28 protein-coding genes are annotated in these 15,971 nt (G+C 62.0%); 14 read left to right on the top strand and 14 right to left on the bottom strand.

Annotation, left to right across the window (positions count from 1 at the left end; translation table 11 throughout):
* The 3 genes from EN893_RS37930 to EN893_RS38955 all read left to right on the top strand — a co-directional run.
* Positions 1 to 861, top strand: an 861-nt coding sequence (locus EN893_RS37930; protein ID WP_164900695.1) for a hypothetical protein, incomplete at its 5' end; no start/stop codon positions are given.
* Between the two features lie 13 nt (positions 862 to 874).
* Positions 875 to 2,314 (top strand): hypothetical protein, encoded by a 1,440-nt coding sequence (locus EN893_RS02620; RefSeq protein WP_127266602.1) that lies wholly within the window; start codon positions 875 to 877, stop codon positions 2,312 to 2,314.
* Positions 2,315 to 2,326: 12 nt separating this feature from the next.
* The gene (locus tag EN893_RS38955; RefSeq protein ID WP_236383320.1) at positions 2,327 to 2,788 is read left to right on the top strand and encodes a hypothetical protein; all 462 of its coding nucleotides are present in this window, start codon (positions 2,327 to 2,329) and stop codon (positions 2,786 to 2,788) included.
* Positions 2,789 to 2,791: 3 nt separating this feature from the next.
* Here EN893_RS38955 and EN893_RS02630 read toward each other — a convergent pair whose 3' ends face one another.
* Both EN893_RS02630 and EN893_RS02635 read right to left on the bottom strand, forming a co-directional pair.
* Entirely contained in the window at positions 2,792 to 3,889 is a 1,098-nt protein-coding gene (locus tag EN893_RS02630; protein ID WP_127266601.1) for an acyltransferase, read from the bottom strand.
* A gap of 71 nt (positions 3,890 to 3,960) precedes the next feature.
* Positions 3,961 to 4,179 (bottom strand): hypothetical protein, encoded by a 219-nt coding sequence (locus EN893_RS02635; RefSeq protein WP_127266600.1) that lies wholly within the window; start codon positions 4,177 to 4,179, stop codon positions 3,961 to 3,963.
* Between the two features lie 52 nt (positions 4,180 to 4,231).
* Between EN893_RS02635 and EN893_RS37935 the strand changes: the two genes are divergently transcribed.
* From EN893_RS37935 to EN893_RS02655, 5 genes are read left to right on the top strand one after another with little or no spacing between them, the layout of a single operon-like run.
* Positions 4,232 to 5,410 (top strand): N-acetylmuramidase domain-containing protein, encoded by a 1,179-nt coding sequence (locus tag EN893_RS37935; RefSeq protein WP_127266599.1) that lies wholly within the window; start codon positions 4,232 to 4,234, stop codon positions 5,408 to 5,410.
* Positions 5,410 to 5,703: a hypothetical protein gene (locus EN893_RS37940; protein WP_164748669.1), complete on the top strand. Its 294-nt coding sequence runs from the start codon at positions 5,410 to 5,412 to the stop codon at positions 5,701 to 5,703. Before EN893_RS37935 ends, EN893_RS37940 begins: the two co-directional genes overlap by 1 nt.
* Positions 5,675 to 5,857: a hypothetical protein gene (locus EN893_RS02645; RefSeq protein ID WP_236383321.1), complete on the top strand. Its 183-nt coding sequence runs from the start codon at positions 5,675 to 5,677 to the stop codon at positions 5,855 to 5,857. The genes EN893_RS37940 and EN893_RS02645 overlap by 29 nt, the downstream gene beginning before the upstream one ends.
* Positions 5,854 to 6,306 carry a hypothetical protein gene (locus EN893_RS02650; RefSeq protein ID WP_127266597.1) on the top strand — a complete coding sequence of 151 codons (453 nt, stop codon included), beginning with the start codon at positions 5,854 to 5,856 and terminating at the stop codon, positions 6,304 to 6,306. The genes EN893_RS02645 and EN893_RS02650 overlap by 4 nt, the downstream gene beginning before the upstream one ends.
* Positions 6,306 to 6,656, top strand: a complete 351-nt coding sequence (locus tag EN893_RS02655) for a hypothetical protein (RefSeq protein WP_127266596.1) — start codon at positions 6,306 to 6,308, stop codon at positions 6,654 to 6,656. Before EN893_RS02650 ends, EN893_RS02655 begins: the two co-directional genes overlap by 1 nt.
* Before the next feature lie 86 nt (positions 6,657 to 6,742).
* Here the strand turns inward: EN893_RS02655 and EN893_RS02660 are convergent, their stop codons facing one another.
* Positions 6,743 to 6,928: a hypothetical protein gene (locus tag EN893_RS02660; RefSeq protein WP_127266595.1), complete on the bottom strand. Its 186-nt coding sequence runs from the start codon at positions 6,926 to 6,928 to the stop codon at positions 6,743 to 6,745.
* 85 nt (positions 6,929 to 7,013) lie between these two features.
* On the opposite strand from EN893_RS02660, the gene EN893_RS02665 reads away from it, so the two are divergent.
* The 3 genes from EN893_RS02665 to EN893_RS02675 are packed head-to-tail and all read left to right on the top strand — an operon-like array spanning position 7,014 to position 8,512.
* On the top strand, positions 7,014 to 7,898 hold the full coding sequence (locus tag EN893_RS02665; protein WP_127266594.1) for an RNA ligase family protein: 885 nt from the start codon (positions 7,014 to 7,016) through the stop codon (positions 7,896 to 7,898).
* Between the two features lie 45 nt (positions 7,899 to 7,943).
* Positions 7,944 to 8,237, top strand: coding sequence for a hypothetical protein (locus tag EN893_RS02670; protein WP_127266593.1), 294 nt, complete (start codon positions 7,944 to 7,946; stop codon positions 8,235 to 8,237).
* Positions 8,234 to 8,512: a hypothetical protein gene (locus EN893_RS02675; RefSeq protein WP_127266592.1), complete on the top strand. Its 279-nt coding sequence runs from the start codon at positions 8,234 to 8,236 to the stop codon at positions 8,510 to 8,512. Before EN893_RS02670 ends, EN893_RS02675 begins: the two co-directional genes overlap by 4 nt.
* 181 nt (positions 8,513 to 8,693) lie before the next feature.
* Here EN893_RS02675 and EN893_RS02680 read toward each other — a convergent pair whose 3' ends face one another.
* Genes EN893_RS02680 through EN893_RS02715 form a run of 9 tightly spaced genes read right to left on the bottom strand, consistent with a single transcriptional unit; the run spans position 8,694 to position 13,269 of the window.
* A complete protein-coding gene (locus tag EN893_RS02680) occupies positions 8,694 to 9,881 on the bottom strand; it encodes a hypothetical protein (RefSeq protein WP_127267955.1) in 1,188 nt (395 codons plus the stop codon).
* A complete protein-coding gene (locus EN893_RS02685) occupies positions 9,874 to 10,164 on the bottom strand; it encodes a hypothetical protein (RefSeq protein WP_127267954.1) in 291 nt (96 codons plus the stop codon). Before EN893_RS02685 ends, EN893_RS02680 begins: the two co-directional genes overlap by 8 nt.
* On the bottom strand, positions 10,161 to 10,619 hold the full coding sequence (locus tag EN893_RS02690; protein WP_127267953.1) for an ASCH domain-containing protein: 459 nt from the start codon (positions 10,617 to 10,619) through the stop codon (positions 10,161 to 10,163). Before EN893_RS02690 ends, EN893_RS02685 begins: the two co-directional genes overlap by 4 nt.
* Positions 10,616 to 10,987, bottom strand: a complete 372-nt coding sequence (locus tag EN893_RS02695; protein ID WP_127267952.1) for a DUF4031 domain-containing protein — start codon at positions 10,985 to 10,987, stop codon at positions 10,616 to 10,618. Before EN893_RS02695 ends, EN893_RS02690 begins: the two co-directional genes overlap by 4 nt.
* Complete coding sequence (locus EN893_RS02700) at positions 10,984 to 12,114, bottom strand: phage Gp37/Gp68 family protein (protein ID WP_127267951.1); 1,131 nt, start codon at positions 12,112 to 12,114, stop codon at positions 10,984 to 10,986. Before EN893_RS02700 ends, EN893_RS02695 begins: the two co-directional genes overlap by 4 nt.
* Position 12,115: 1 nt before the next feature.
* The gene (locus EN893_RS02705; protein ID WP_127267950.1) at positions 12,116 to 12,637 is read right to left on the bottom strand and encodes a hypothetical protein; all 522 of its coding nucleotides are present in this window, start codon (positions 12,635 to 12,637) and stop codon (positions 12,116 to 12,118) included.
* A gap of 19 nt (positions 12,638 to 12,656) precedes the next feature.
* The gene (locus EN893_RS37945; RefSeq protein WP_164748670.1) at positions 12,657 to 12,794 is read right to left on the bottom strand and encodes a hypothetical protein; all 138 of its coding nucleotides are present in this window, start codon (positions 12,792 to 12,794) and stop codon (positions 12,657 to 12,659) included.
* Positions 12,794 to 13,030: a hypothetical protein gene (locus EN893_RS02710; protein ID WP_127267949.1), complete on the bottom strand. Its 237-nt coding sequence runs from the start codon at positions 13,028 to 13,030 to the stop codon at positions 12,794 to 12,796. Before EN893_RS02710 ends, EN893_RS37945 begins: the two co-directional genes overlap by 1 nt.
* Before the next feature lie 5 nt (positions 13,031 to 13,035).
* Positions 13,036 to 13,269: a hypothetical protein gene (locus EN893_RS02715; protein WP_127267948.1), complete on the bottom strand. Its 234-nt coding sequence runs from the start codon at positions 13,267 to 13,269 to the stop codon at positions 13,036 to 13,038.
* Between the two features lie 44 nt (positions 13,270 to 13,313).
* Between EN893_RS02715 and EN893_RS02720 the strand changes: the two genes are divergently transcribed.
* On the top strand, positions 13,314 to 13,826 hold the full coding sequence (locus EN893_RS02720; RefSeq protein ID WP_127267947.1) for a zinc ribbon domain-containing protein: 513 nt from the start codon (positions 13,314 to 13,316) through the stop codon (positions 13,824 to 13,826).
* 99 nt (positions 13,827 to 13,925) lie between these two features.
* Here the strand turns inward: EN893_RS02720 and EN893_RS02725 are convergent, their stop codons facing one another.
* Positions 13,926 to 14,594 carry an XRE family transcriptional regulator gene (locus EN893_RS02725; RefSeq protein WP_164748671.1) on the bottom strand — a complete coding sequence of 223 codons (669 nt, stop codon included), beginning with the start codon at positions 14,592 to 14,594 and terminating at the stop codon, positions 13,926 to 13,928.
* Between the two features lie 74 nt (positions 14,595 to 14,668).
* Here EN893_RS02725 and EN893_RS02730 point away from each other — a divergent pair, with 74 nt between their 5' ends.
* Entirely contained in the window at positions 14,669 to 14,872 is a 204-nt protein-coding gene (locus EN893_RS02730) for a helix-turn-helix transcriptional regulator (RefSeq protein ID WP_127267945.1), read from the top strand.
* Positions 14,873 to 14,874: 2 nt separating this feature from the next.
* Here EN893_RS02730 and EN893_RS02735 read toward each other — a convergent pair whose 3' ends face one another.
* Entirely contained in the window at positions 14,875 to 15,111 is a 237-nt protein-coding gene (locus tag EN893_RS02735; protein WP_127269939.1) for a hypothetical protein, read from the bottom strand.
* Between the two features lie 26 nt (positions 15,112 to 15,137).
* Between EN893_RS02735 and EN893_RS02740 the strand changes: the two genes are divergently transcribed.
* A complete protein-coding gene (locus EN893_RS02740) occupies positions 15,138 to 15,671 on the top strand; it encodes a hypothetical protein (protein WP_127267943.1) in 534 nt (177 codons plus the stop codon).
* Positions 15,672 to 15,971 lie beyond the last annotated feature (300 nt).

Here is a 15,971-nt window from a genome sequence, read left to right on the forward strand (position 1 = left end):
TATACCGCCCTGTCGACACCGCCCATCGTCGGCAACTGCTTCTTTGTGGTCGACGAGAAGCGCGGCTACGCGCGCATCTCTCGCGGCGCGGTCGATGCCAGGACGGCGATTGCCTCACAGTGCATCGTCCATGAGAATCAAAGACCCCTGACGATCGTCGCCACGGGATCGACGACGTTGACCGCTGGACAGACGCAGGTGATCGCCCTCGGCGTCGACGTGCCGGATGGTTCGATCCCCTATATTATCGGGGCGGCGGCCGGCAACATGGCGTCTTTCTCCTCACCCTCGAGCGCCTTTCTTGTCGATGCCTCGATTTCCGGAAACAACCTGACGATCGTCAACGGAAACGCCGTGTCGATCACGGTTTTCTACAATGTCATGGTCCAGAACCAGCAGGTGCCGACGACGGGCGGTTCCGGCAAGATCCTGTTCACCGATGAGGGCGAGATCAAGATGCTGCGCCCGGGCGCGGCCTCGCCACCGGTGCCGGCCGACATCCTGCTGTGGAGCGAATATCGTTATTGCCCGGTGGTCGCCTATGGGAAGGTGGCGGATATGCTGTTCTCAGGGACACCGGGCGTCTCGACACCGGCGCGAACCTACACGCTTGCGGTTCCGGCGCTGGACAATCCGCCCATCATCCTGACGGCTCTGCAGAAGGTCGGCGCCGACGCCAATTTCAACGACGGCGACATTCTGATCAACGCCAACTGGGCGTCCTCTGCATTCGGGGTAACGCTCCAGCTCACCAACTGGTGGGTCTACGACGCCGCCGCGCACACCATCACCTTCAGCGTCAACGACACGGCCGGCAGCGGCTGGGTGTTCCGCTACTTCGTCCTCGCTGTTCCCGACTAAAGGGCAAATCCAAATGGCATCAATCTATTCCACCGGCACGGTATCCGTGACGAACGGCAATGCAGTGGTCACCGGCACCGGTACCGCGTGGGCGCTCGGGCTTGTCGCAGGCGGCATGTTCACGCGCCTTGGCGTGGCCGTTCCGATCCTGTCCGTCACCGACGACACGCACCTGACGCTGGCCTACGCCTGGCCAGGCGCGACCGCTGCTGGGGCGGCCTACGCCATTGCGCTGGAGAATTCGAACGCCGCCGACATCGTCGACCTCAATCGCACGCTGTCGCGCGTGCTCGTGACGCTGTCGCTGGTCGGGGTTCACCCCAACGCCTCAGGCACGATCGCCGAGCGCGACGCCATTGTCCTGACGTCCGACGATGAAGGCTTCTTCTTCCTGCATGCCGAGATCGGCATCGCTTTCGCGTTCTACCGATGGTCCGGCACGGCATGGGAAGGGCCGTTCCCGGTAGCGGATGCGGCTGCGGGCGGTCCCGTCAGCAGCATCTCGCCCGGTACCGGAATCGCGATCGATAACACCAATCCCGCTATTCCCGTCGTCAAACTCGCCAACATGGCCAATGCCACCGTCAAGGGGCGCACGACTGCGGGCACGGGCGCGCCCGAAGACCTGTCCATGACGCAACTCGATCTGCTGCAAATCGCGGCCGGGAAAAAAAGAGAGAGGCTGACGGCAAGCCGAACTTACTTCGTCCGCACCGACGGATCGAACGGCAATACAGGCCTTGTGAACAATGCTGGTGGCGCATTCCTGACGCTGCAGAAAGCTATCGACGTCGTTAAGACTTTGGACCTAGGCGGCTTCGGCGTGACCATCCAAGTCGGCGCCGGGACCTATACCGCCGGCGTCAATGTAAACGCTCCGTTCGTCGGCGGTCTCGTAAGCGTCGTCGGCGACGCAATCACCCCTGCCAACGTGATAATTTCCACGACCTCCAGCAGTTGCATAACGGTGAGCGGGGGAGGCTCTGCGCTTTCGGTCTCGGGGTTGAAGCTCCAAACCACAACTTCCGGACAATGCCTGTGGGCAACCAACAAAGGCCAGATCACGGTTGATGGGAAAATGGATTTTGGAGCGTGCGCCGGCGGGCATATCCTTGCAGACAATGATGCGGCGGTAACGATCAACGCCAACTACAACATCACAGGATCGGCATCGAAGCACTGGTGGGCTGAAGCCTATGGCCTCGTGGCTTGCGTGGGCAAAACGATCACGATCACCGGCACACCAGCTTTCGGAACCCAGTTCGCGAATGCGTTCGGCGGCTTCATCAATGTGCCGGTAAACACGTTTTCAGGAAGCGCCACAGGGTCGAGATACAATGCTGCGTTGAATGGCACTATCAACACCAACAACGCCGGAACGAGCTATCTACCGGGCAGTGCCGCCGGCACAGGTACAAACCCCAGCGTCACACCATTTGGCCTATACAACTAGAGGCAGATATCCATGCTAACTGATCGCTTCTGGATCGTTGCCGACGACGAAAGCCGCTTCTGGTCGAGTGCTGCTGGGGCATATGTGAATTCTCTGCCCGAGGGCCTATTCCTATCAGCGGAAGATGCACTGTCATCTGGGTGCAGTGTGGCGGATCTCATAGCTGTCGTTCCCACGCGAATCGCCAGCGAAGGGGAATTGACAGACGTATTGGCCGGATTTGGGCTGCCTGGTCCCGTGGTTCGCGTCCCGGGCTCGGTCTCGGCTCGTCAGTTTAAGCTCCAGCTTCTTGCGTCCGGCCTCTTGGGCCAGGTCGAGGCATTCATCGCCGCGAAAGGGCCGGCCGTCCAAATCGCCTATGACAACAGTAATTCGTTCGTGAGAACAGAGCCGATGATGGCATCCGGCTTTGCCGCGCTTGGCTTCAATGATGAGCAGGTCGACGCGTTCTTCGTTGCGGCTGCGCAGATATAGTGTTTACTCAGCTGGCACCACAGACCCAGGGAGAGACGGGCTGGCTTGCTGACGTGGCTTTTGGCGCAGGATTGGCCGTTCGAGGCAGTAGTAGCTCACGGTGGCAACGGCGATGCAGAAAGCCATGCCTGCCAGGCAGCGAGTGCCATAATTCTCCGGGATTGAAGTCATTCGCAGCAATGACATGCCCTGCCCAAAGGCCCAGAGATGGAAGACATAGAGTCCGAAGGAAATCTGGCCAAGGTACGCGAGCGGGCGCCATTGTAGGACTGTACCAAGATTTTTGGCGTAGAGAGTCAGATGCAACAGTGATCCCGCGAACAGGCCAGCTGTTACAAAGGCAATTACTGAGCCTACGCTGGTATGAAGATCAGGAAGGGTCACCAGCCCGATAGCGCTGCAGGCGAAAGCCGTAGCGACCGTCCAGATAGGGAGCTTTTTCGTCACGCCCATTGCGATCAGAAGGCCAGCAATGGTCGATTCCGGCCTCAGCAACGGCGTCATGTAGATCGGCTGGATAGAGATCCCGCTCAGTGCAAATGCTGCACGGCCAACCAAGCAGATCGGTAGCGCGCAAAGCAACGCCATTAGAAACGCCCGCTTGCCGACCGCACGATAGACCAGAAATAACAGGGGCAGGATCAGGTAAATCTGGAACTCGTACGACAGGGACCAGAGATGCCCGGTGTTTGGGACGGACTTGGCGTGTTCCGGAAACCAGTAAATGAAATTTCCGACGAACGAGGCAAGGCCCAGGAGCCAGCCGTATGCGTCGGCGTTCGCCGACCCGTACAGGATCAACATGGCAATCGCGAACAGCATCATTAGGGGGTAGATGCGCAGAAGCCTTCGCGCGTAGAAAAGCGAGATGCTGATCCGTCCGGTTCTTGTTACCTCTTTTTCGAAGAGGCCGAAAAGCAGGAATGCCGACAGAGTGAAAAACACTTCCACGCCGATCCAGCCTTGCGCCTGAAGCATGCTGAGCGTCGGGTGGTCAGGTCCGGCCGAGAAGTGAAAAAAGAACACCATCGCAAATGCCAGAAAGCGTAAGCCGTCCAGCGTTGGATACTGCTGCGGTGCAGCATTTTGGTGCGAAGACATCTGTATTCCCCCGAGCGAAAGGGGCTTTTACATGCAACCAAAAGAAATCGCAATTCGGCAAGTTACGAAGGCTAGTTCGCCTTACGCAGCGCGTTGAGGATGATGTCGGCATCGTTCTGAGTGCCGCTCTTCATCACTTCCCACAATCCGTCGACATGAACGAGATGCCCGCCATCATAGGTTCTGATCTCGCCGGCGGCCTGCACCACGCTGTCTCGCATCGCCTGAGGTAGCTCCAGCCACGGCTTGGGCAGCGAAAACCAATCCCCTCGCGGTTCGTCGTATTTCATGCGCGGGCCTCCCGCCGCCGACCATAGTCAATCAACATCCGAAGGAAAACCCATGGACACTTCGTTCAAGGGCGCAGCGGTGCGCCTGCAAGACATAGACATTCCACGCATCGGTGCCGAGATCGGGGTTGGCGAGGACGAACTGCATGCCTTCATGGACGTCGAGGCGGCAGGATCCGGCTTCGATGCGGCCGGCCGGCCGAAGATGCTGTTCGAACCGCATGTCTTCTACCGGCTTCTCGGCAAGGGCATGAAACGGGATGCTGCGGTCAAGGCTGGGCTCGCCTATCCGAAATGGGGCATGAAGCCCTATCCCAAGGACAGTTACCCGCGCCTGGTCAAAGCGATGGCAATCGACGAGACGATCGCGTTGATGGCCGCTTCGTGGGGCTTGACCCAGATTCTCGGCGAGAACCATCGCGATGCCGGGTACACTTCACCGCAGGCGTTGGTGACGGCGTTCTTGGCATCCGAGGCCAACCACCTCGAGGCGACAGTGCGCCTCCTGGTCGCGTGGAAGATCGACGACGATCTGCGCGCGCATCGCTGGCCGGTCATCGCCAGGACTTGGAATGGTCCCGGCTACAAAAAAAATGCCTACGATACCAAGATGGCCGCCGCCTTTGCCAAATGGCAAAAGATCAGGGACACGCCATTCTCGCCAGCGGCGGACCCTGTTTCGGCTGAGCCGGTGTCGATCGCCGCGGTGGTGCCGGCCGTCGACAAGGCAACGGTTGAGCGCGTCCAGCAGCAGCTGAAGGATCTCGGTTATACAGAGGTCGGCGGCGTCGACGGCAAGGCCGGCGACTTCACCGCAGCCGCGATCCGCGCCTTCCGCTCTGACAATGGCCTGCCGGCGGGTGACGGCATCGACGACGAGCTGCTGCTGTCCCTGCAGAAGGCCAAGCCGCGGGCCATTCCCGCCGCGCGCGCGGATGCGCGGGCCGACGTCGTGCGTGACAAGGTGCCGGAGGTGAAGACGAACTGGTTGACCAAAGTCGGCGCGTTCTTCACCGGCATCGCGGCACTGATCGGCAGCTTCTTCGACGGCATCATCGGCAATCTCGGCGCCGCCAGCGGCTATATCCAGCCTGTCAAGGATGCTGCCGGCGACGTGCCTGGCTGGGTCTGGATGCTGGCGATTGCGGCTGTTGCCGGCGGGCTGTTCCTGGTCGCACGCCATGGCGAAGCCAAGGGCGTCGAGGCATTCAAGACGGGAGCACGGCGCTGATGGGCGTCCTCATCTCGCTCGTCGCCGGCTTCGTCGGTGTTCCCCGCCCTCTCGCCCGCATCATCGCGTGGGCCGTCCTGGCCGTCGCCGTCTCCGGCGCCGCCCTCGGCGGCTACGAACTCATCAAGCATTGGGGCGCCGACGAAGTCCGCGCCAAGATCGAAAAGGAGAATACCGATGCGATTCACAAGGGCGTTGACGCTCGCATGTCTCTTGACGAGTGCCTTGACGCTGGCGGCGTGTACGACTTCGGGCGTCAGCGGTGTGACGCCGCTCCGACAGGCCCTCGGTAACAGCCTCGCCGGCGCACAGGGCAAGACCCAAGCCGACCAGAACAAGATCGACCGCACGATGGCGCCAGGCTGCGCGGTGAAGCTCTATACGCGCGCCGAATGCGATTTGCACACCAAGGCCAGCGCTGCGCGCCGAGCGGAGCTCAAGACATGATCGTGCTGCGCATCGCTGGCGGCATCCGCGAGCATTTCGGGATGCGCGTCACCGAATGGATCATGACCGGAGCGCTGTTCGGCTGGTCCGGTTGCCTGGCAATGGATCCGCTGACCTTCGACCGCTCGCCGTCGATGGCTATCATCGCTACCTACGGCAATGAAGCGTTCTGGGCCAACGTCTGTCTCATGACTGCGCTGCTTCGGCTCGGGGCGCTCATCGTCAATGGCACCTTCAAGGGTTTCCGCTACTCGCCCCATTTCAGGGCTGGGGCTTCCATCGCGTCGTGCGTGTTTTGGGGTCAAATTGCGCTCGGCGTCCTCGTTGCCGTCCTGACGGCCGATGGCTCCGGCACCGGGGTGATCGTCTACCTCACCTTCATGACGATCGAAATGTGGAACCTTTTTCGGGCATGGGCTGATGTCGGTGCTTCGCAGCGGAGGCGTTGATGATCCTTGGCATTCCGGCCGAACAGTTGGTGCCGATCGCCAATTTCGTGGGATTGGCGTTGCTCGGCCTCCTGGCAATGCTCGGCCTTCGCTTCGGTCGCGGCACCGTCACGCCGGCGGAGCGCCAGGTCGAGGTCGCCGGCGCCCTCATCGACAACAGCGCGGTCAAGGAACTGGCGGCCTCGATCGAGGGCTACACAATGGAACTGATCGCCGGGCGCGCTGACAATGAAAAGCAGCGCCAGGCCATGTATCGGCTGATCGAAGTCGGCAACCGCTTCGTTGACGAGGTCGGGGACCTTCGCCGCGACATCGGCGACCTGGCAAAGGAGATCGCGCGATCGAAGTAAGGATCGCGCCCTGGAAAAGCCCGCCGTGCCGAAAGGTGCGGCGGGCTTTTGCGTCCTAGGCCTTGATGCTTGGAGCCGGCGGCTGTTCAACTGTCGAGCTCGAGTGGCTCATGGTCTTCCGTGACATGCCAGAGCAGCTGCCCGATATCCCTCATGTCGATCGCTTGTCCGCAGACCGGGCATATCTCAATCTCTGGTCCTTCGGTCACCGGCTTGCGGTCTACTGCCTTGAGACGGCCCGTTGGGCGGGGAAGATCGGAAAGCTTGGTCATCAACGACTCCGACATACAATTCGTCTAAAATACCCCGGAACCTTAATCAGCCTTCCGACTTGAATCGCGGTGCGGGGTATCGAGTATGAGTAACGCCGGAGACCGGCTGAAGTTCATCAAGCCACAGGAACCCGTCCTGGTGCTGGAGCCGCCGGTCAGCGACGACTGGATCCACGAAATCAAATATGACGGCTTCCGCACCCAGATCATCCTGGACTGGGCCGGCGCCCGTGCCTTCACCCGCACCGCCATCGACTGGTCGAAGCGCTACTGGCCGATCGTCACCGCTGCCGAGCAGCTGAAGGCGAAATCGTTCATCCTCGACGGTGAGGTGATCGCGCCCGAGCCGGACGGCCGGTCGAACTTCCACGCCATGCATTCGCGCATGGCATGGAACGCCGAGCTGCTCGCCTTTGTAGCGTTCGATATTCTGTATCTGGACGGCGAGGATCTGCGCCCGCGGCCGGCGATCGAGCGCAAGGCAATCCTGTGGGACCTGATCAAGCCGGCCGAGGGCATCATCCAGTACAGCCAGCACGTCGAGGGCGGCGGCGCCGAGTTCTACGATGCGGCTGAGCGAATGGGGCTTGAAGGCGTGGTGTCGAAGCGCAAGTTCAGCCCATATCGTAGCGGCGCCAAGGATGAAGCCTGGCTGAAGACAAAATGCTGGGACATCGCCGAACTGGATCTGATCGGCGTCAAACGAAAAGCCGGCGAGTGGACCGAGGGGCTGTTCGCGCGGGACGGAAAATATGTCGGAAAGGCCGTGATCGCCACCACGGATGCGATAAAGGACCGCCTCTGGAAACGGGTGCAGAAGGCCAAGGCAGCGCCGCCGCACGTTCCCACGGCACAGATCACGCCTGACGTCGAATGGGTCAAGCCCGGCATCAAAGCCAGCGTCAGGACGCTACGCGGCGAGCCCAAGCTGCGGCACGCCTCGGTGCAGGGTTTCCTCGACGAAGGCTGATGGGGCCCTTGACCGCAGTTGGGAATTTGTTCTTATTACGTTCTCATGGAACACGATCCGATCGACACGCTGGGCAAGGCGACCCGGCACAACATGCTTGTGAAGGCCGAATGCAGTTGCGGCAATGTCCGCTACATCAGGTCGGCCGACCTGATGATGGTCTATGGCGGCGGCGTCGATCCGCTGGCGCTGAAGTTCGATTGCAGCCGTTGCAAGCCACAGATCAAGATCACGCTGCTCGAGGTGCATCCGGAACACCTGCCGAAGCGCCTGGTGATCCACAAGCCGATGAAGGTCGACGGCAAGATTACCTGGTACACTGAACGGTTTCGAGGATGAGCGACTGGACATTCCAATCGCTGGTCGACGGGAACATGCAGATCACGGCGTATTGCCGCAACTGCGTTCATTACGCGGTGCTCGACCTTGAGGGTTTAAGAGACAAATACGGTCCGGAGGTCAAAGCGATGAACTGGAATCTCGCGCCGCGCCTGGTCTGCTCCAAATGCAGGGCCAACAAGCCGGAACTTCGCTACACACCCGACTCCAACAAGGTGTCAGGCATGGGCAAAGCAGTGGGGAATTCCTACGCAAAGGCCAAGGGCGATCGCTAGTCCAGCGGTTTCAACTTTGGCCGCTTTTGCACCAATTCGCCGTCGAAGAGAGTCGAAACCCAGCGTTGGTGGCTTTGCGGTTTTCACTGGCCTGTCACGCCGGAGGTCGCGGGTTCGAGCCCCGTCACTCGCGCCATTTATTTCAAGGGGTTAGCTACCGCCCCTTGAAAAGTTTCAACTCTCATTTTCCGGAGAGTTTCAACTTTTTGTATTCATTCCGTTCCTGACCAAGCAGTTTCCTGCCTTCGCGGCGGCTGGCATCGGCGGAACGGACGGCTGCCAGGTTGACCGGCATATAGGTCTTCTGCAGCGCCTTGTTCTCATCGATCGAATTACCCATCTTGGCCGAGATCGCCTCGACCGATGCGCCGCCGGCGTTGGCCTCGACCGCGCCCGAACGCCGCATGTCCATGAGCCGGCGCTTTTCCCCAGCCCCGAACACCAGTTTGCGCAGGTCGGCGAAATCGTCGACGAGCGAGTCCTTGGTGTAGGGCACGCCGGCGCGCGGCCGGCCGCCCTTCGGTCCCGGTTCAAAGCCGCGCGAGCGGAAGATCGGCGCATCGTCGAGCAGCGTGACGCCGAGCGATTCGATGTAGGCCAGCACCAGGCGCTGGGTGCGCGGCGACAGCGTGCCGAAAGCCGCCTCGCCGCTCTTGGTGCGCGCGATGAGAAAACCCCATTCCTGCGCCGTCTGCATCGCCTGCGCCGGGGTCAGCGTGCGCACGTCGACCGGCGAGAAGCTGGTGTCCCACGCGACGGCGATGATGCAGGCGAGGCCGCGGTAGCCGGCGCGCCAGGCGCCCTTGACCATGCGCACCACTTCGCCTTCCGTCCACGTCTGGTGACGCGGCGGCGGCGTCTGGCGGCGGATCGCCTGCGAGGGGTCGGCCTTGGGCGGGCACAGCTTCATTCCGGCCATGACGTTGTAGAGCGACCGCCACGTCTTCATGGCGCGATAGGCGATGTCGACGCCCCTGACGCGCAGCAGGCGGCCATACCAGTCGTCGAGCAGCTCGAGCGTGATGTCGGCCGGCGGCAGGTCGGCGAAGTACGGCTCGATGAACGTCCAGCCACGTTCCCAGTCTTCACGCGTGCGCGGCGGCTTGCGCTTCCAGGCATCCATCTTACGATAGCGGGTAAAGGCGTCGCCGATCGAATCCTTCGGCCAGACATGCAGGCGCGGCGGCTCCCTGCCCTTGCGGAATTCCTGCCAGCGGTCTTCCCATTGCCTGGCAATCGCCCATGCATCCGGCCCATCCGTGCCGCAGGAGATGCATTCGAAGCCCGCCTCGACCATCTTCGGCGTCGGAAGCCAGTAGCCGTACTTGCCCTTGCGGATGACGTAGTGCTTCAGCTTGATCTTAGCCAAGGGTCGCCAGCCTCGCTCTTGCGATTTCGGCGCTAGACTGCGCGCCGGATCCTGATCCGGCAAGGCCAGAGCGCTTGTCCTGCCATGCGTCGATCGCCACCAGGTCGTAATTGCCGGTGATCGGGCAAGCCCGTGGAAAACCCTGATGCTGCAGCGCCGGCAGCAATTCCATGAATTCCGGCAGCGTCAGGTGCAGATAGCGCGCCGCCTTGATCGCCGGCACCAGGCGCGGCTGCACTGGGAAGCGGACGGATGACGGTTGTGGAGCATGAGTCTGTGTCATAGCAGGCTCCCCTGTCTTGGCGCTGCCTTTAACACCGGCACGGCATTGAGGTTGTCACGCCATCTGAAAAAGCCGAGGGCGCCTTTGACGGGGATGAACTCGTCAAGCAGCTCGACGTTGCGCAGAACAAATCCATAGCGACCGAAGAACCACGGGCTGGCGCTTTCAGCGACGCAATCGACTATGTCGACCGTTCCGACGATGCCGCCCCGCGGCAGTTCCTCGAATGCCGGCAGCATCAAGCCCGGCTTGAAAGGGTGCGTCAGACTAATCTCATGGATTGTGGCGAGGCAGTCTTCGTACTCGTCGCGCGTCATGCCCTTGGCGGCATGCAGACAGACACGGCCCCTGATCTTCGTCGGCCAGTCGCGGTTTTCGATATCCTTGCCACAGTGCATCATCGCCCATGGCCATGGCTGGCGGACGGAAATGGCGAGGTCGGGAAGCTCGATCATAGCAGCGCTCCCTGCTTTGGATCAGCGGGCCTTGCGCCGGCACCGAAGCCCTTGGCGCGAAGCTCCGCTATCTGCTCGAGCTTCACCTGGTCGCCTTTCAGCCGGGCGGTGTGCTCGACCGGGCCATATTTATCTGTCTCGATCGCGCCGGCTGCGACGGCCAGAGCACGCTTCGATTGAGCGATGTCGAAATGCTCCCACGTTGCATCCATGCCGGCGACGCCAAGCCCGGCCGGGCGCTGGAACCACTTGCGCTGGACGCCGATGCGGTCCGCCATGGCGAACAGTTCTGCGCGCGTGTCTGCCCACATGTGGCACATGAGAAGACGACCGAATGGATGTTTGGCGTTGTCGACGTAAACGCTCATAGCGCCAGTACCTCCCGCAGTTCGGGCATGGCGTTGTGCTCGACGCCGTCGAGCAACCGGCCGGCGGCTTTCTTGCCGACGTGTTCGACGAATTCGGCGCCAGCCTCGGGATAGAGTTCGTGCGGACGCGGCAGATGCGGGTGCGCGGCTAGACAGCGCCACCCCGATCGCGGGTTCCCGTAAGCAAGCTCTGGCGTCGATGGGCGCCACTCTCCCCACTGCTTGAAGAAAAACGGCACGCCGGCCGCTGCGCACTGCTCGCGGATTGACCGCGCCCAGGCCGGGTGCATTGCGCGGCTCTTATGACCGCTCTCGCCGCCGACTATGATCCAGTGGAGGCGGACGCCGGTGTCTGGCATCTCTTCGTCTGGCCTATGGCCATCGACAAACCAACTCCCGCGCAGCGCGTCGAGGTTAGGGAAGCCATACACCTGCTTGTCGACCGGAGGGCGCATGCGCGTAAAGTCGATTGGCCCAAGCAACGGCTCGGCGGAGACGAAGCGGATTGCTGCCGGCGTCGCCAGCAGATCCGGGATGCGCTCGTCGGCTTCCTGCTGGCGCTCGGCGGAGACGCCAAGCCAGACGTTCGGCAGCGGCATACGCACCGCATGCATTGCAGCATCGAAAACCCCGTCAGGATCCGTGCCGCCCCATAGATGAGCCGCAGCTTTGCCGACGATATCATCGCGGTTTGGAAGACTTCTTATGTATGACCGCATCCGCCTCGCGCGCTTGGTCAGCACCTGGAAGGTGTGATGCGGCGCCAGCGCCATGACGGCGAACACCTTGTCGATCCAGTCGTCGGGAACGTTCTCGTGGAAGAGATCGCCCATGGAGTTGACGAAGATGCGGCGCGGGGCGCGCCAGGCCAGCGGCTCCAAGACGATGTGGTTGGGCGCCATGGCCAGCTTGCCGGTCCAGATGGTGTTGCCGTTCACCTTGCGCGTCGTGCCGTTGTAATGCGGCGCGCCGGTCTGGCCCTTGGCCTGCAGCGCCTTCGTCATCGCCTCGATACGGGCGGCCATGCCCATGGCGTAGCAACGCGTACAGCCGGGCGAGACGATGGTGCAGCCGACGACAGGATTCCACGTCGCGTCGGTCCATTCGATGGCGGATTTGTCAGCCATCTCAATCCACCGTCGCAGCGTCGTTGCGTTCGAGCCATTGGGCTCGATTGTCGCCGAGGCGGCGATCCATTTCGGCTTCGCTCTCCGGGTGCAGATGCAGGTCGTTGACCAGCCGCAGATAGACCTGCGCCCACCAGCTGCGGATTACCTCGTCGGGATGCTTGAAGCCGACAATCTGAACCGCATGCAGGAAGTGCATCTGGAAATGGTGCGGCAACTCGTCGAGTGAGCGCAGATAGTCACCGACGATCTTGTCCATCGGCCCATACCATTCCTTGTATACCGGCCTGACCGTTGCCTCGTAGCTGGGGCCGGTGAACGAGCCGCCGTTGCGTTCGGCAGGGTCGGTCAGCGCCCGGCCGTCCATCGCCGAGAGCAGGACGCATCGGCGAAACCAGCGCAGCATGAACTTGCACGGATGATACTTGCCTATGCCGTCAGGGCCGCGAATAGCGGTGAGCAGCACGGTCTGCTGCATGAAGCTGATGCCTTGCACCCAAGGCTGCGTGACGGACTGGTTCATGAGCGCATTCCCACGTAAATCAGCCCTGCGCCGATGGCGCGGTGCCGGTGATGAAGAGGCCGAACAGCAGGCGCAGCATGCGGGTGTCGCTGCGGTCGGTGCAGTCGTCGCCGCAGCGGCATTCGGGAAAGTTCGGGCAGCGCACGCGGGGCTTCATCAGCGCAGCCCCACGGCGACGCTGACGAAAGCCAGCGCGAAGGTGAAGGCCGATGCCAGCGCGAGGCGTGTGTGCACGTTGGCCAGGGTGGCGCAGGCGCGGTCGAAACCGCCCTGCCCCAGTTCGGCCAGGATCTGCGATGGTTTCTGGCCGGCCATAAGCTGGCGGGAAATCCACGCTTCCATCTCGGCGGACTGGCCGGCCACCGCGATCAGACGTTCGGCGACGGTTTGCATGGCCGTCAGTCCAGCCTGTGGACGGCGCGCGACTTGGCGAGGTCCGCCGCTTCGTGGCCGTGTTCCTCGATCTGGGCGCGGGTGAAGCTGGAATGTTCGGCCAGGCTGTCGGCGGTGACCGCCGTGCCGTTCATGCCCATTTCCAGCATCTTATCGGCCATCAGCTCGACGATGCCTTGGGTGAAGACTGCGGGGGAAGTGGACAGCGAGCCGATGGGCGGTTGCTGGAAGGTGATCATAGGACTATCCTTTCTCGTTGGGGAAAATGCTGTGGGGGGGAACTATGGAGGGCGACACCAAGACTTGCCCGGAGTGCGCGGAAACAGTTCAGCGCGACGCGCGCATCTGCCGGTTCTGCCGGCATGACTTCGCCGGCAACGCGACGCGCGGACCTCCGGATGCGCCGGCAAAGAAGGCGCTCTCGAAATGGTTCATTATTCCGGCTCTCGCCGTGCTGGTGTGGGTTGGCCTGCACAAGGGCGGGAACCAGGCGGAAGCGCCGAAGGTCGCGGGCGCCGACATTTGCAAGGGCTGGAACGGCCAACAGGTTCTGGATCAGGCCAGGGACGCCGGCATCATTCGAGATATCCGGCGTAGCAGTATCGGGGCAATCAACGGTGCGTTTGTCGAAGTGGTCACGGCGCGATGGACGCTGGTCGGTACCAAGATACACGTCGGAATCGCAATGGCGGCCTATTGCCAGGTCGCCGCGGCCGACGGCACCGGCGTGGCCATGGTCAAAGGCAGCCTCGAGGAAGACCTCGGCTCTGTCGTTGACGGCAACTGGATGAGATAGCGACACGCCATGCCTCCATCGCGGGATTGCGAGTGGAGGTGACTATGCACATTGCATAATATCAAGTCAAAGGAAATTATACACAGAGCATAATTCGGCTTAAGCTCTCAATCTGAGTTGCCCCTGGATGCCGCCCTGCTTTTCGATGCGCCGGATAGCCGTCGCCGGGAAATAGGTGAAAATTTCGCCGACCCATGCAAGATGCACATTCTCGATGGCGGGTGCGTTCCACGAGATCAGGTTGACGCCGGTGGTGCCGCGCAGGATCGTCTTGATGAAGCGGCGGCCGTCAGTCGTGCGCACGGCTGCTTCCTCACCAAAGAAGCTTTCGGTCGACCTGCGCTGTTCCCTATAGACAATGATGATCACGCCGTTGCGAAACTGCGGAAGCATCGAATCACCCCGCACTTGCAACGCGATCATGTCGGCTGGCAGGGGGAAAGGAACCTCTATCTGTTCCATGCCCTCTTCCGGGACCTGTTCGAAATCCGGCTCAACCTCAGCGCCGGCGCCGACGTAGCCCATCAGCGGCACCAGCGACGGCATCGCCTCTGGCGCTTCGCCACGGCCGGTCAGAAGCCAGTCGATCGAGACCTTGAACCGACGCGCATATTGCGCTGCGGCCTGGTTGTCGAACGCCCGATTGCCATTTTCGTGCGACGCATAGGTCTGATAGGGGATGCCTAGCGAGGTTGCCGCCTCGCGCACGCTTCGGAAGCCGGCAGCGAGTCGGGAAGCCTTCAGTCTGTCGTGGATTTCTTCAGCCATGATATGCACTCTGAGGAATTTCATTATGCGCAGGGCATTGACAGGTGAGTATGCGTTGCGCATAACTGCGCGCCATGAACATCGCCGCACCGATCACTGGAGAGTCCGTCAAGGCCCTGCGCGCCAGTCGCAAGTGGACGCAGCAGCAGCTGGCGGATGAACTCGGCGTAGACCAGGCCACCGTCTCCCGGATCGAGACAGGTTCCGAGCCGAGCCGCCCTGTGAAGCGTTTGCTCGAGCGGTTGATCGCCAACCCGGCAGCGGAGGACGCGGCATGATTTCAGCGCTCCCGCTTCGCGAGTTGTCTTCGCAGATCAACCGCCAGGTCTCGCGCGGTTTCGCGCGGCAGCACCATGCGCGCGACGATGCGCAGTTCCGGGCCGTCGTAGCCGACGACCGGTACTTCATCGCACCCTGTCAGCCTGACGAACTCTTCGTGCGCATCGACATCGACGCTTGTGCAGAACGTGTCGAAGATGATGGTCGGTTCGGTCAGCTTGCTTCTGTCGGCCATCATCGTGCACCCGAGATTGCGGTGCCAGCATGAGCCAGCGCCTCGCCTCTCCTGCTCTTGCCGATCGTGGCGCACGGCTTGCCGGTGTCGGCTTCACCGAACGCCTCGTGCCGCGCCAGGCTGGCGCCGTCGACTATGAATTCCCCGCTGCGTTGGCCTCCCAAGCCGCAGCCGCGCCGTCCGGCTCCTCCCTGGGCGGCGCCCCCTTTGCCCATTTCACTGAATCCTCCTGCGCACTGCGTGCTTCGGAGGACGGGTCCTCCTGTCCGGCTAGCGTTCGTGCCGGCCAGGACAGCGCGCCGGCAGTTGATGCCTCTTCGGCCGGCGCGCCTGATCTTTCCAGCAACGCGATCCTGCTGCCCGACCATGTGATGGTGCTGGTGCGCGCGGTCGCCGCCTACGAGCGCTGCACGAACGCGCGCGCCGTCGCCCTGGCGCTGACCGAATACGCCACGATGATCGGCGCCGGGGTGTTGGCCCGTGCGGTGGCCGATCTGGATGACGATCTCGCCGGCGCGCATGCGCGCCGGGCGGCAAACCGATTTCGAGGTGGCGGACCATGAGTGCATCTGCTTGCGGGCCTCCGTGAACTGACGCCCGCACACTGAATCAAACCCCTTCCTGCCTGCACGGAATCTTTTCGCAAGAAAAATTCCTTGACGGCTTTGCTTTGTCCGGAAGCTGCCATGTCCAAGCTCGACCCTGCCCTTTTCCTGACCACGGCCGAAGATCGCATTCGGATCAAGGCGCGCACCGAGCAGCTGATCAAGCTCGCCGGCGGACCTGGCGTCTTCCAGCACGTCGCGGGCGTGCCGACCGACATGCTGTCGAAATACGGCTCCCGCTCGGAGCCGAACTTCATC

It is taken from the genome of Mesorhizobium sp. M7A.F.Ca.CA.004.04.2.1 (genome assembly GCF_004022825.1).
Classification (GTDB): domain Bacteria; phylum Pseudomonadota; class Alphaproteobacteria; order Rhizobiales; family Rhizobiaceae; genus Mesorhizobium.